Source organism: Pseudovibrio sp. SCP20, from assembly GCF_057774105.1.
In genome coordinates, this window is record NZ_JBYMDH010000003.1 from 269,049 (window position 1) to 283,041 (window position 13,993).

14 protein-coding genes are annotated in these 13,993 nt (G+C 53.4%); 12 read left to right on the forward strand and 2 right to left on the reverse strand.

Going from position 1 to position 13,993, the window contains the following annotated elements:
- The first annotated feature begins 14 nt into the window (after nucleotides 1-14).
- Both ilvN and AC3CB2_RS13905 read left to right on the forward strand, forming a co-directional pair.
- Nucleotides 15-608 (forward strand): acetolactate synthase small subunit, encoded by a 594-nt coding sequence (gene ilvN, locus AC3CB2_RS13900; protein ID WP_008547637.1) that lies wholly within the window; start codon nucleotides 15-17, stop codon nucleotides 606-608.
- A gap of 105 nt (nucleotides 609-713) precedes the next feature.
- Nucleotides 714-1,472 carry a pyridoxine 5'-phosphate synthase gene (locus AC3CB2_RS13905; RefSeq protein WP_352933403.1) on the forward strand — a complete coding sequence of 253 codons (759 nt, stop codon included), beginning with the start codon at nucleotides 714-716 and terminating at the stop codon, nucleotides 1,470-1,472.
- Nucleotides 1,473-1,544: 72 nt separating this feature from the next.
- On the opposite strand, the gene AC3CB2_RS13910 is transcribed toward AC3CB2_RS13905, so the two are convergent.
- Entirely contained in the window at nucleotides 1,545-2,951 is a 1,407-nt protein-coding gene (locus AC3CB2_RS13910; protein WP_352933406.1) for a glutamine synthetase family protein, read from the reverse strand.
- Between the two features lie 349 nt (nucleotides 2,952-3,300).
- Between AC3CB2_RS13910 and AC3CB2_RS13915 the strand changes: the two genes are divergently transcribed.
- The 3 genes from AC3CB2_RS13915 to AC3CB2_RS13925 all read left to right on the forward strand — a co-directional run bounded on the left by AC3CB2_RS13915 (nucleotide 3,301) and on the right by AC3CB2_RS13925 (nucleotide 5,294).
- Nucleotides 3,301-4,206, forward strand: coding sequence for a hypothetical protein (locus AC3CB2_RS13915; protein WP_352933409.1), 906 nt, complete (start codon nucleotides 3,301-3,303; stop codon nucleotides 4,204-4,206).
- Nucleotides 4,207-4,304: 98 nt separating this feature from the next.
- Nucleotides 4,305-4,886: a DJ-1/PfpI family protein gene (locus AC3CB2_RS13920; protein WP_352933412.1), complete on the forward strand. Its 582-nt coding sequence runs from the start codon at nucleotides 4,305-4,307 to the stop codon at nucleotides 4,884-4,886.
- Between the two features lie 30 nt (nucleotides 4,887-4,916).
- Nucleotides 4,917-5,294 (forward strand): ribbon-helix-helix domain-containing protein, encoded by a 378-nt coding sequence (locus tag AC3CB2_RS13925; RefSeq protein WP_352933414.1) that lies wholly within the window; start codon nucleotides 4,917-4,919, stop codon nucleotides 5,292-5,294.
- 38 nt (nucleotides 5,295-5,332) lie between these two features.
- On the opposite strand, the gene AC3CB2_RS13930 is transcribed toward AC3CB2_RS13925, so the two are convergent.
- Nucleotides 5,333-6,865, reverse strand: coding sequence for a triacylglycerol lipase (locus AC3CB2_RS13930; RefSeq protein ID WP_352933417.1), 1,533 nt, complete (start codon nucleotides 6,863-6,865; stop codon nucleotides 5,333-5,335).
- Between the two features lie 301 nt (nucleotides 6,866-7,166).
- Here AC3CB2_RS13930 and AC3CB2_RS13935 point away from each other — a divergent pair, with 301 nt between their 5' ends.
- The 7 genes from AC3CB2_RS13935 (at nucleotide 7,167) to AC3CB2_RS13965 (ending at nucleotide 13,623) form a co-directional block, all read left to right on the forward strand.
- Nucleotides 7,167-7,688 carry a YeeE/YedE thiosulfate transporter family protein gene (locus tag AC3CB2_RS13935; RefSeq protein ID WP_352933420.1) on the forward strand — a complete coding sequence of 174 codons (522 nt, stop codon included), beginning with the start codon at nucleotides 7,167-7,169 and terminating at the stop codon, nucleotides 7,686-7,688.
- 11 nt (nucleotides 7,689-7,699) lie between these two features.
- On the forward strand, nucleotides 7,700-8,302 hold the full coding sequence (locus tag AC3CB2_RS13940) for a YeeE/YedE thiosulfate transporter family protein (RefSeq protein ID WP_352933422.1): 603 nt from the start codon (nucleotides 7,700-7,702) through the stop codon (nucleotides 8,300-8,302).
- A 255-nt stretch (nucleotides 8,303-8,557) separates the two neighbouring features.
- Nucleotides 8,558-9,187, forward strand: a complete 630-nt coding sequence (locus AC3CB2_RS13945) for a TetR/AcrR family transcriptional regulator (RefSeq protein WP_352933425.1) — start codon at nucleotides 8,558-8,560, stop codon at nucleotides 9,185-9,187.
- A 53-nt stretch (nucleotides 9,188-9,240) separates the two neighbouring features.
- Nucleotides 9,241-10,260 carry a ketol-acid reductoisomerase gene (ilvC, locus tag AC3CB2_RS13950; protein WP_008548157.1) on the forward strand — a complete coding sequence of 340 codons (1,020 nt, stop codon included), beginning with the start codon at nucleotides 9,241-9,243 and terminating at the stop codon, nucleotides 10,258-10,260.
- A gap of 362 nt (nucleotides 10,261-10,622) precedes the next feature.
- Nucleotides 10,623-11,828, forward strand: a complete 1,206-nt coding sequence (locus AC3CB2_RS13955; protein WP_352933428.1) for an MFS transporter — start codon at nucleotides 10,623-10,625, stop codon at nucleotides 11,826-11,828.
- A 135-nt stretch (nucleotides 11,829-11,963) separates the two neighbouring features.
- The gene (locus AC3CB2_RS13960; protein ID WP_352933431.1) at nucleotides 11,964-13,169 is read left to right on the forward strand and encodes an MFS transporter; all 1,206 of its coding nucleotides are present in this window, start codon (nucleotides 11,964-11,966) and stop codon (nucleotides 13,167-13,169) included.
- Nucleotides 13,170-13,182: 13 nt separating this feature from the next.
- A complete protein-coding gene (locus AC3CB2_RS13965) occupies nucleotides 13,183-13,623 on the forward strand; it encodes a GNAT family N-acetyltransferase (RefSeq protein ID WP_352933434.1) in 441 nt (146 codons plus the stop codon).
- Nucleotides 13,624-13,993 lie beyond the last annotated feature (370 nt).

Consider the following 13,993-nt stretch of genomic DNA (forward strand, 5'->3'; position numbering starts at 1 on the left):
CTGGGAGATTCATTATGAACGCACAAAAAACTGACGCACTATCAGCTTACTTCCTAGCTGAGACCAGCGATGTTTTGGAAACACATACTCTATCAATCATTGTAGATAACGAGCCGGGCGTTCTTGCCCGTGTGATCGGCCTGTTTTCTGGCCGTGGCTACAACATTGACAGCCTCAGCGTGTCTGAAACAGAACACGAAAAGCACGTGTCCCGCATCACCATCGTCACCACAGGTACCCCGCAGGTGATTGAGCAGATCCGCCACCAGCTGGACCGCCTGGTACCGGTTCACATCGTGCGCGACCTGACAGTGGCTGCAAAGAACTCCAATCAGGAAAAGCCGCTTGAACGTGAGCTGGCCTTAATTAAGGTTCGCGGTGAAGGTGAAAAGCGTCTGGAAGCACTGCGCCTATCAGAAGCATTCAAGGCAACTGTTATTGACGCAACCATTGATCACTTCGTTTTCGAGATCACTGGCCGTACAAATAAAATCGATCAGTTCATTGAAATCCTCACTCCACTGGGCCTCGTAGAGGTTTCGCGTACGGGTGTTGCCGCACTTGCACGTGGTGGTCAGGGTCTCAAAGATCTTCACGACGAAATTTAACAGTTAGAGGACAATTTTGTCCTATTGATATTAAGCGGCGTCTTTTGCAAGTCTGTGAAGACGCCGTTTTATTTTAAAATACAAACTCAATAAAGAGTAGCCCCCATGAAGACGCCAAGTCGCTTATCCGTCAACGTAAACGCTGTAGCTGTTCTGCGAAATCGCCGCGACGTTCCGTGGCCAAGCGTGACGCATCTGGCAGCCCTCGCCCTCAACGCAGGAGCCAAAGGCATCACCGTGCACCCACGCCCGGACGAGCGCCACATCCGCCGCACGGATGTTGAAGACATCTCCAAGATGCTGCGCGAGGAACTGCACGGCAAGGAGCTGTGCCTCGAAGGCTATCCGGATGAGCGCTTCATGGAACTGGTGAAAGAAGTCCGCCCAACACAAGTTCTGTTCGTACCGGACGATCCATCCCAGCAGACCTCAGACCATGGTTGGGACTTTTCCGAGAACATGGATCTCCTGAAAGACGTCATCAGCACTGCGAAATCCTGGGGTGTACGCACATCTCTCTTCGTTGACCCAGAGCCAAGCCAGCCACCGCTCGCAGCTGAAGCAGGTGCAGAGCGGATTGAAATCTACACCGGCCCTTACGGCGCTTGCCATTCTGACAAAGAAGCTGAAAAGGTTGAGCTGGAGAAAGTGGTCGCAACCGCAGAAGCAGCAAAAGCCGCTGGCCTCATGGTCAACGCAGGCCACGACCTCACCGTTGAAAACCTGCCAGCCCTGATCGAGCGCGTGCCATACATCTCAGAGGTTTCCATCGGCCACGGTTTCACCGCCGATGCCCTGGAACACGGCTTCACCCAAAGCGTCCGCCGCTTCCGCAAAGCGCTTGGTGAGCCAGTCGAGCTATAAGAGCCTATCACGTTTCAAAAGAAGCCTGCCGTGCCCCGCATCGCAGGCTTTTTTTGTACCTGGAACCCAGCCTCAAACACCTTCGAAATATCGCAGGAACTCAAAGCTGGTGATGTCCTTCTCAATCCACGCCCGGAACGCCTTCAGCTCATTCTCCCGGCTCCGCGCGTACTGATCTGCCAAGGCCACCCCAAGCGCCTGTTGTACAAATTCACTTTCCCGGAAGAGCTCAAGCGACTCCTCCAAAGATCGCGGCAGTTTCTCAAGATCCTCATCTTTGCCCGGATCCCCAATCAGCATCGCTGGCGGTTCTTCCCGCTGCTGCAGGCCATCCAGCCCAGCCGCGCCGATCAGTGAAAGAATGATGTAGGGATGCGTATCAGCACCTGAGCATCGATGTTCCAACCGGATCGCCTGAGGATCAGGACTGGAGATCACCCGCACCGCACTCACCCGGTGCTCTTCCCCCCAACACACTTCTTCAGGGCATCCTGTGAACCGCGAGAGCCGTCGGTAGGAGTTGATGGTTGGCCGAAATGCCAGATGCGACGCCTTCATCTGCGCCAGAAGACCCGCCACGAAATGCCGGCCCTGCTGACTCAACACAGCGTCTTTGTCATAAAAGATGTTGTGCCCCATCTCATCGTAGAGGCTGATGTGCACGTGAGTTCCACACGCAGAATCCTGCCCCATCGGCTGATAGCGCGCCATGAAGGTGGCAATCAGCCCCCGCTCCCGGCACAGCTCCTTCAGGTGATGCCGCGCCCGCACTGCATTGTCAGCGGCTTGCAACGGAGTAACGGGTTCAAGAGCCACCTCATACATCCCCCAGCCAATCTCACTCTCCATGGAGGATACACCAATCCCAAGCCCTTCCATCCGCTCCCGGAAGGCGTCCATCAGGTCCATGTAGTCGGGATCACGATTTACTGAATCATACTGCAAGGAATGCCCGAATGGCTTCAGCTTGTGATGTTCTCCAGCCTCTACCAGCGCGCGGTCAAAATGGAAAATCCCAAGTTCAAACTCCAGACCAACCTTCATGGTCAGCTTCATCTCAGCAAGCCGCTCCTCCAGCATTTCCAGAGGCCGACGCACATCCAGCACAAAGCGCGTCCCATCCCGGTTAAAGCAATTGAGCAAGACCTCACTGATCCCGGGACGCCAGCCCAACTGGAACAGCGTGTTGCTGTCCGCCAGACTGTGCAGATTGCCAAAGCCGGTGTGATACCAGACATGCGGAGACTCGTAGATCAACTCCCCCGCGGGCTGCCCGTCACCATGAGGGATGAGATAGAGCGAGGAGTTGGTGGAGCAGCCCTTCTCCAGCCCATCCAGCGGTTGAAGCCGACACCGAAGCAGTCCATTCATATCCGGCACCTGCGTGATGACCGAATGTACGCCCCGCTGCTTCAGCTGCCCGATCTGCTTGGCCAGCGCGTCTTTTGAGGCAGACTGCATCTGAGAAAACTGCGTCATGTCTGATCTACTCCAAGATGTACCAAGCACCTTAAAGCCAACGCAGAGTGCAAACCGTAGAGGAAATCAGCGACCTTTGAACTAAATCACCCGCTCCGCATAGGTTGCAAAGAACACACCAAGACTACCTAGACAGTAACTTTCATACACAGACAGAAAATCAGAGATTATCGACCAAAACCACATCAACCCTATGAAACAATGAAAATAATGGCGCCTGAACACGCCGTGCAAATTGGCAACACTCCGTAACGATAACTAATAGTTTATTGCCCTCAAATTGCCGAGGAAGGGATTTCTGCTAAGTTAGACATTCCCTAAGGATACCCCCATCAAGAATAATAGAACCATGCGTCATTTGTATCTCGTAGCTTTGCCATTTGCCCTCGCCGCACATCCCCTCAGTGCGCAGGAAGCCGCTCCACAGACCTCAGCACCAACAGAGTTGCAGGCTGGAGGCTTCGTCGGCATCAATGTTGGCCGCACATATCTTGAGGCTGATCAGGTTGACACCAAGGATCACCAGCCAGAAACCCTCGGGTTTTACGGCTCCTACGCCATCCCACTCTTCCAGCATTTCAGCCTGCAGGTAGATGGTGATATCGAATTTTATCAGTTCGACACCAAAGACGGCGACAACACCCTGCGTGACGGTCTGGGAGCAGTTCACTTTTCCTACAAAGACCCACAGCAAGGCCTGTTTGGCGTCTTCGCAGGTGGCGGTGCAACTGTTGACGGTGGCGACGACGACTCCAACAAAACCTTCCAGTTCATCGGTCTTGAAGGTCAATACTACATTCAGGACATCACCCTGTTCAGTCAGGCTGGCTTCCTCGATGGCGACGATGATCAGTACGAAACCATCGACAACGGCCTGTTCGCACGCGGTGGCGCAAGCTACTACTTCACGCCAAACACCAAGCTGACCGGCTCTTTGTCTTACGTCAATGGTGATCGTTACAACCGTCCAAACCCGAGCGATGCACGTGACGGTGAAGTCAACATCTTCAGCTGGGGTGCCGAGTTCAAGCAGAACTTCACCGCACTACCTGTTGGCCTCAGCGCGTCCTACAACGGTCATGACTTCCAGATCAAAGGGGATGAGTCCGACGAACCAGTCGTCCATGAGTTCCGCTTTGGCGCGTTCTTCCAGTTCGGCACATCCACCTTGCAGGAAAACGACCGCACCGCTGCTGGCTCTGATCTGCCAGAGCTGAAGCGCTGGAATTCACTCTCCACCAACGAAGTCGACTAAGACCTCAAAATGTGACTGAGCTATGTAGTAATACGCTATTACCCGCTCAGTCCCATCCCTTGCTAGGTTTCCCTCACAGCGACATCTGGGAGGGAAACATGTCCACAAAGAAAGTTCTTATGATCACCGGTGACTTCACCGAGGATTACGAAACCATGGTGCCATTTCAAACACTAGGCGCCGTTGGTCATGATGTTCACGCCGTCTGCCCGGGCAAAAGCGCAGGCGACACCGTCGCAACATCCATCCATGATTTTGAAGGTGACCAGACCTACACCGAAAAACGCGGTCACAACTTCACTCTCAACGCCACCTTCAGCGACATCAATCCAGCAGACTATGACGCCCTCGTCATTCCGGGCGGCCGTGCCCCTGAGTACCTGCGCCTGAACCCGGCAGTGCTGGACATGGTCCGCCACTTCTTCTCTGAAAACAAACCAGTCGCCGCTATCTGCCATGGCGCACAGCTTCTGTCTGCGGCTGGCGTTCTGGAAGGCAGAACCTGCTCCGCTTACCCAGCCTGCGCACCTGAGGTCACCATGTCCGGCGGCAAGTTTGCCGATATCGATGTGGCCGATGCAGTCACAGACGGCAATCTGGTGACAGCCCCTGCATGGCCAGCTCACCCAGCATGGCTCAAGCAGTTCCTTGCCCTGCTCAACCAGCCTGCCTATGCTTGAGGCATAGCACGGGATAAAGCGGAGGGGACCATGTGCGAGCTGTTCATCAAGGCAGATTCTGATCTGTGGGAGAGCACCACACGCTCCCTTCGCATAGACCGTATGGTCACCAGTGTGCGACTTGAAACCTACTTCTGGACCATTCTGGAAGAAATCGCCCGGCGAGATGACATGTCCGTCGGCCAGCTCCTGACGCGCTTGCACAATGAGTCCATTGAAGCCGGACATGACCTCGGCAACTTCACCAGCTTCCTGCGCGTGTGCTGCCTTCGCTATCTCTCATTGCAGGTGACCGATGACATCCCGAAGGACAAATCCGTCCCCATCAGCACCCTCGACGCTCCTCAGTTACTGAAGAACGAACGAGCCTATCGCGCTCAGACACGCGCCTCTGCGACCGTCAGTTAGGCTCCCCTCACCAAACAGCGAGAGAAGCCTGTTGTTGATCAGACAAACACAAAGTCTTCAGCACTCAGACTGTAGGTGAACAGCCACCCCGTATCCACCTCAAGCACATCATTGCCGTAGGAGATCGTGATCCAGCCACCGAGCAGACTCTCATCGATGTCGAGCTGTGAGAACGAGCTTACCCCGGCTGCGGAAAGATCGATGGTATCTTCGCCAACCTTGAAGTCGTCAATCACATCCTTCACACCATCATCCGCAAAGCAGAATGTATCTGCACCATCCCCCCCAACAAGGAAGTCAAGGCCAGCTCCATCATGGAGGACGTCATTACCGTCCCCGCCTTCCAGAACATCATCACCAGCACCACCCAGCAAACGATCGTTGCCATCCTCGCCGCGCAGATGATCATTCCCGGCAAAACCTTCCAGCGCATCATCACCATCATTGCCACGCAACAAGTCGCTGGAGGCAGACCCAAGAATATAGGCGTCCTGCCCATGGTGTCCGGTTGGATCCAGCGGGATCTGAATATCCTCAACCCACGTATCATCGCGCTCCTGATCAGAAAGTCCGGAGATGATCACCACACTGTCCCGGTTCATCTCGCTGTAAAACTCAGAGGCATTGATGGCGTTAAACGCTGTGCTGTAGTTGAACGGCAAATGCGCTGACCAGCTTGGCAGATTGAGCAAACCGCCACCATCCCAGAACAGCGGCGTATCATACCAATCATTGAAAATGACGATATTGCTGGTGTCATAGCCATAGTCTGTGTCGTTTCCGGTCAGATCCAGACCATCCGAGGAAATCACCGAAGGCACCGGATCATTCTCCAGATCGAAACTGAAGAGCTCAGCTCCGCTGCTCAACACCGCAGCACCATCCTCTGGCGCATAATGGCTGGCAAACGCCATGTAATTGGCATTCACGAAAAACCCATCCAGCCAGTCGTTGCTACGCTCTGCCATGTTGGCAACAGCACCGCCCCCCAGAGAATGCCCGGTGACGATCAGGTCACTGCCATCCAGACCGTGTCCCACCATGAAGTCTTTAAGCGCAGCAAGCAGCCCACCAAACGCCTCTTCCACGTAATGCGGCTCATCCTTGAAGAACTCCAGATAGTCAATCACATCGCCAATGGTGTCGGTAACAATGTTGTCCAAAGTTCCCGTCGTTCCACGAAACGCCAAGGCCACCTGAGTAATATTGCCATGCTCATCATACTTGGCCAGCACGTCGGCCTGCGCATCCTTGAACTTGAACGTCTCACCCTGAAACGTCCCATTGTGATCAACGAGAGCACTCTCGTAACCAAGATCTTCAGCAGAAAGGACCGTCCACCCCTTCTCCTCAATCCGGTCACGTGCCGCTTGCTCACTCTCCCCGCTCAGCAAGCCTGCCTGATCTTCAGTCCCCCAAAGGGTTCCAACCAACGTTGCCAGCGAAAAGCCATTGGCCTGATACGCACTCCCAAGCGCATCATCCAACCCATGATAGCTATAAAGCATCAAGTCCAAAGCATCAGACATAAGTTGCCGAGCATCATTTCCCTTATACTCAAATAAAGACATTATCCCTCCCAAATGCAAAGCAGCTACATCCTGAAGGAAAACGCAGGTCCCACAATAACCAATACTCGGAGTATGAATTTCATATTTCCAATATTTAAAATCACTAGAGAACTTCATCACCTGCACATCAAACAACCTAACCAACGCATTTGATTGCATTGAGCAAAGGCTGGAAAATCTTGCGAAAACGATAAGTTCAGCTGTCCGAGCGAAGCCACAATTTCTTGCAAACTCCTCTTGTATTTTAGTTTATTAGTATATATTAATATTCTAAATTAAAGAGAGATCGGAGGGCAATCAATTGGATCTTCTCAGGCAAAACGTTTGGTCCCCCTATCTGGCGGGCATAATTATTGGGCTCCTGCAAATCCCGGCTTTCCTGCTGGTTGATACCGCACTGGGCGCTTCATCGTCTTTCATCACCGGCACCGGTTTCATCTTTTCACTCTTCGATTCCAGCATCACGGAGATCAAGTACTTCGCCAAGTACATGTCCAAGGACAAATACTTCTGGCAAAGCGCACTGGTCATCGGCATCGCTCTGGGAGCGCTGATTTCTTATAAAGCCAGCGGTCGGAAAGCCAGCTTCTCTTCTCCAAGCTGGAAGACCATCGGCGCAAGTTCAGCACCAGTCATCCGGCTTCTGCAAGGCTTCATCGGCGGCTTCGTTCTGCTGGTCGGTGCCCGCATCGCAGGCGGCTGCACATCAGGTCACGGCATCTCCGGCCTCGCACAGCTTGGCGTCGGCTCAAGTGTCGCTGTCGCAGCCATGTTCGCCGGCGGCATCGTCGCAGCCAACCTTCTTTACAAACGCGCATCCTAAGGAGAGGTCACATGGAAATCTTCTGGCTTGTTATCCTCGGCCTCACCATGGGCATCATCTTCGGCGTCGCACTGGAAAAGTCTCGTGTCATGGAACCCGGCGTTCTCATTGGCCAGTTCCTCTTTAAAGACTACACCATGCTCAAGATGTTCCTCGCAGCCACAGCCACCGGCCTTGTCGCCCTCTCTGGCCTGACGGCACTCGGCCTTGCTGAGCTGCATCCAAAGAGCTTCGTTGTCGGAAACATCATCGTCGGCGGCACCATCCTAGGCGTTGGCATCGCCATCGCTGGTGCTTGCCCGGGCACAGTCTTCGCCCAGATTGGCCGCGGCTACAAAGACGCATGGCTCACCGTCGTCGGCGGCATCATGGGCGCAGCGTTTTATGGCTACAACAAATCCCTCATCGACGGCGTGCTGGACATGGGCAGCTTCGGCAAGATCACCTACGCTGATCTGTTCCCATCCCTGCCCTTCTGGATGCTTGGCCTCATCACCGCAGCAGCCCTCGTCGTCGTCATGATCGCACTGGAAATGTATCGCCCATGGAAAGTGGCTCGCGGCATGGATCAGAACAAGGAGGCATCCGTCAACTCAAACGCGGCGCATGCTTAACTTAAGAGCCCCCAACTGAACTGACTTTGGTTCAGATCAGCAATGCCCCGAAGGAGCACAGACCTTCGGGGCATTTTTTTGCGCGGTTTTGAAAGGATCAAACCAAGCTCACCTAAAGACACCTAATTTTATTGCGTCAACTCTGCATTTCCCCTCACTTTCCTGTTGCATCCATTTCGATTCTGCGCCATAACCGAACCGTACCGTACGGTACAGAAAATCAAACAAGCCAAACCGCTGGAATTAGAACCGCATATGTCCACTGAGCCAGAACAACCAGACTTTACAGACCGCCAGCGCGCGGTGCTGGACAAAGCTTTGGAGCTGCTCGTGGAAGGTGGCGAAAAAGCGCTGACAACAGCTGCTATCGCCCGTGCTGCGGGATGCTCCAAAGAGAGCCTCTACAAGTGGTTTGGAGATCGCGATGGATTGCTGGCCGCAATCGTCACCCGTCAAGCCTCCAAGGTTATTCCGGGTGCTGACCCCGCAGCCAACATGAGCGAAGACGGCCTGCGCGCCGCATTAGAAGAATTTGCCAGAAACCTGCTGGAGACAATCTCCGGTGACGTTTCTCTGGCCCTGAACAGACTTGCCATCGGGCAAGCCAGCAAATCTGAAACCGGTCTCGGCGCCATCCTCGAAAAGAGTGGCCGCGCCCGCATTGGCAGACAGACCACAGCTTTGCTGGAAAAGGGATGCACACTTGGCTACCTGCACTGCGAAGACCCGCAGGAAGCCTACAGCACACTTTACGGGCTGGTTGTTCGCGACCAGCACATTCGCATGCTTCTGGGCGGTACAGCTCAGGCATTAGCAAAAGACTTGGAATTGGCTGCCCAAACAGCAGTCAAACAGTTCATACAGCTCTACGGAGCACGGAATTAAAAACTGATGACACATGCTTTGGGAAAGGCATGTGAGAAACAAGGGGTAATACCATGCGCGTTTATTACGACCGCGATTGCGATCTGAACCTGATCAAAAACAAGAAAGTCACCATCATTGGCTACGGTTCCCAGGGCCGTGCACACGCAATGAACCTGAAAGACAGTGGCCTGACCGACATCACCATCGCTCTGCGCGAAGGTTCCACCACGCGTCTGAAAGCAGAAGCAGACGGCTTCACCTGTAAGACCGTTGCAGAAGCTGCAAAAGACGCTGACCTGATGATGATGGCAACTCCTGATGAGCTTCAGGCAGACATCTGGAAAGACGAAATCGCTGGCAACATCCGTGACGGCGCTGCAATCGCATTCGCACACGGCCTGAACGTACACTTCGGTCTAATCGAGCCAAAAGCTTCCATCGACGTTCTGATGGTTGCACCAAAAGGCCCAGGCCACACCGTACGTGGTGAATACCAGAAGGGCGGCGGCGTACCTTGCCTGATCGCTGTTCATCAGGACGCAACCGGCAATGCAAAAGACCTCGGTCTGGCATATGCTTCCGGCGTTGGCGGCGGTCGCTCCGGCATCATCGAAACTTCCTTCCGTGAAGAGTGTGAAACCGATCTGTTCGGTGAGCAGGCAGTTCTCTGCGGTGGTCTGGTTGAGCTGATCCGCGCAGGCTTTGAGACCCTGACCGAAGCTGGTTACGCACCAGAAATGGCATACTTCGAGTGTCTGCACGAAGTGAAGCTCATCGTAGACCTGATCTACGAAGGTGGCATCGCGAACATGAACTACTCCATCTCCAACACCGCTGAGTGGGGTGAGTACCAGACCGGTCCACGCATCGTGACCTCCGAGACCAAAGCAGAAATGAAGCGCGTCCTGGAAGAAATCCAGAACGGTACCTTCACCTCTGAGTGGATCCAGGAATACAAGGCTGGTGGCGCGAAGTTCAAAGCAACCCGCCGCCTGAACGACGAGCACCCAATCGAAGAAGTTGGCGCAAAGCTCCGCGGCATGATGCCTTGGATCTCCGCTGGTCAGCTGGTCGACAAGTCCAAGAACTAAGCACTATCCGACAGAACTGCTCAGCAGTTCCCGGATAAGACAACGCGAAAAGCAAAACTCGAAGCGGTCTGAATGCACAAGCAAATCAAGCTGCTTCGAGGTTGAGCTGGCCCAAAGGCGGCCTTCCAAGTCAACCCTACGGAATGCAACCTTAATCCAGCTCAGCTATACTAAGTCAGCAATAATCAATAATCTTCCAGAGGCTTAGATATACGCGATATCCAGAAAAACCCGGTCCAGAACCGGGTTTTTTTGTGCTTAAAATTGCTCACTTTACACGCATAGCCCATCAGGTAATTTACGTAGTATTAGAGCAATTAGCCCGAAACCAATATTTGCAAGGTCAGGGCGTGGAGTTTTTCTTGAATCCTATTAGCGGTCCCTTACAAAGACTTGATAAGTTTCCGATTTTATTCTTTGCAGTGATGTTCTTTGGCGCATTTTCGATTGCCTTCGTAATCCCGTTGCTGAGCACTTACATCATTGAGGAATTGGAAGAACCAGCGTTCAACCTTGCGCTGGTCATCGGCGGCTTTTCTTTGGTGTCTCTCGTCACCAACCGCATCTTTGGTGGGCTCATTGATGCCGGCAATCGGGTCAAGCCGCTGCTCCTCATCAACATCTGCGCCTTCACGCTCCATGCGCTCATCCAGATCGCAGCCCCGTCTTATGTAACCCTCGTCATTCTCGGCATCCCACTCATCGGTATCAGCGCTGGCGCATTGTCGACCATGTACTCCACGGGCCGCTTGTTTGCAGAACAGACCGGGCGCCATCCGGGCACCTTCAACCTCCACATGCGCATCTGCCTGTCATTGGGCTGGGTGTTCGGTCCACCAGTAGCCTTCCTGCTCTACGGCACCTATGGCTTCAGAGAAATCCACCTTGCTGCAGCTGCCTCTGCTTTCATCTGGCTCACTCTCTGTCTTCTGTTCATTCCGGCAACGCTCAAAACACACATCAAAAAGCAAACCCAGCAAAGCAACACTGCTGATACAGTCCCAGCCATGCTGCTGATCGCCTGTGTTCCTGTGTTTGCCTTATCAGCAGCCAACAGCATCTTCTTCTCAGCCGGACCAGTCTATTTCATCAAAGAGATGGGTTTGCCAGCCTCTGTTCCCGGATGGGCAGTTGCCACCAAAAGCCTGTTCGAAGTCGTCATCATCTACTTCGCCATCAAACCAACAGAGCGCATTGGCGAGCGCAACATGATGCTGCTTTCCGGTTTGGGCGCCTTGCTCTTCTTCGCCACCATCACCAGCGCCACCTCCATCAATCAGGTTCTGATGCTTTGCATCATCGAGGGCATGTACTATGGCATTTGTGCCAGCGTTGGCATCACGTTCATCCAGAACTACGCTCGCCACAAACCCGGCATTGCAACCTCGTACTTCGTCAACGCCATCTTCGTTGGCGGGCTGGCCGGCAACATCCTCACCGGTATCGTCGCGTCTTACACCAGCTTCCAGAACACGATCCTGAGCAGCGTAGTCCTCGCAGCCTTAGCCACCCTGATCCTGCTGGTGATCAAGCCACCACAAAGCGAGCAGCTCGCACAAACCTCTTAAGCTCACACCCGCACCCAACACGCACGCAAAAGAGCTCTCCAACATCTCCCTGCTTGCATTTCCTGCAAGGAGATGTATCAATACGTACATCCCCTCGTTTCTCGTTAATCTTTTCCCATCACCCGTGGATTTCCCATGCGCTCTATTCCCGCTGCTCTGGCAATGCTGGATCGCTTTCCCTTTTTGATTCATGCGTACATGCTCATCGGCTCGCTGGCCGTGGCCTGCCTTATTCCGCTTTACAGTTCCTACGTAGTCACAGAGCTGGGCGAACCTGCCTGGAAGCTCGCCATTTACATCGCCAGCTCCACCATTGTGACCTTGTTTTCGAACCGTTACTTCGGCGCGCGCATTGATGCGGGCGCCCGCCTGAAGCCAATTCTGATCCTGTGCACCACGCTTTACATGCTCAACATGGGCCTGCAGTCCGCTATTCCGTCCTACTGGATACTGCTGCTTGGTGTGCCGCTTATGGGTGTTTCCGGCGGAGTGCTCTCCACCATGTTCTCTTTTGGTCGCCTGTTTGCAGAGCAAACCAATCGGGAGCCTGCCAAGTTCAACTCCCATCTGCGCATTTCCATGTCTTTAGGTTGGATGATCGGCACACCGCTGGCCTTCACGCTCTATGGCATCTTTGGTGTCAGTTCCATTTTCCCAACCGCTGGCGTGCTCAGCATTCTGTGGCTGGCCATGGGCGCCATGATCGTTCCGAAAAGCTTCACCACACACCATCCGATAAAAGCCAGCAATGGCGGTGGTATCGAACCCGTGCCGTTTGCGCTCATCTTTGCATGTTTGCCAATCTTTGCGCTCACCGCTGCCAACACCACCTTTGTGTCGGCAGGACCTGTTTTCTTCATTGAGGAAATGGGCTTCCCAACCGCAACGCCAGGCCTGGCTTTTTCAGTAAAGTGCTTTGTGGAGGTGATTGCGATCTTCTTCGTGGTCAAACCTGCTCAAAAGATCGGGCAGAGAAATGCCATGCTGTTTTCAGCAATGCTCGGCACACTCTTCTTCCTGCTAATCGTTCGGGCAACTGACCCAACACAGGTCTATCTACTCTGTGCACTGGAGGGTCTCTATTATGGCATCAACGTTGGGCTTGGCCTCACCTTCATCCAGTCTTACGCACCGCACAGACCCGGCATCGCCACGGCTTACTACACCAATGCCCTCTTTGCCGGAGGCTTGATTGGCAACATGACCACAGGAACGGTGGCCAGCATCACCTCCTTCGGAAACACGATCCAGTTTTCCGCTCTCCTCACCCTCCTCTCTGCAGGCATCCTCCTGATGATCCGTGCACCCAAACCGGAAACCAGCCTGCAAACTTCCTCCTAACTAAGTAATTGAAATGAATGAAATTCTTGAAATTGAAATCTCAACCGATAAGAGCAAACTACAGCTGAATAAGATCTACCAGTTTCTTTCAGAGGAAGCCTATTGGAGCAAAGGTCTGCCGAGAAAGACGTTTGACAAAGCTATTCCCAACTCCATCTGCTTTGGCGTCTATCTGGAAAACGGAGAACAGGTGGCCTTCGCCCGCGTGGTGACTGATCAAGCCACCTTTGCATATCTGGCGGACGTTTTCGTCACCCCGGCCCAGCGTGGCAAAGGCATTTCCAAAAAGCTCATGAAAGCGATCGACGCACACCCGGACCTGCAAGGCCTACGCCGTTTCATGTTGGCCACAGCAGATGCACATGAGCTTTACAAACAGTTTGGCTTCACATCATTGAGCACACCAGATCGAATGATGGAGCGCCACAACAAAACGGTCTACCAGACCTCCTAGAAGCACCAGTCCGCACGATTAATCAGTCTTTGCTTGCCGGATACTAACCACCCGGCAAAGAGCTGATGGGACTGGAAACAGTATCTAGGCTCTAATCTCTCTGTATCGCTAACATCATTGCCTGACTGTGCATTTTGTATATGCACCATATAGAAGGCCGGCAGAATTGTATCTTTCCTATGAGGGACAAAGGCTCATGAGCTCATCGTTTTTGTATTCAATCAGAAAGGCGAGAGCTTTGATCCACTTTGTATGGAGATACGGCTTAAAGAGCGACGACGAGCTAAAGATCGTGATCAGATAGATATTACCAAAAGGCAATTTAAAACTAAAAGTTGCAATATCATCGAGCACCTAATCTAATCGAGTG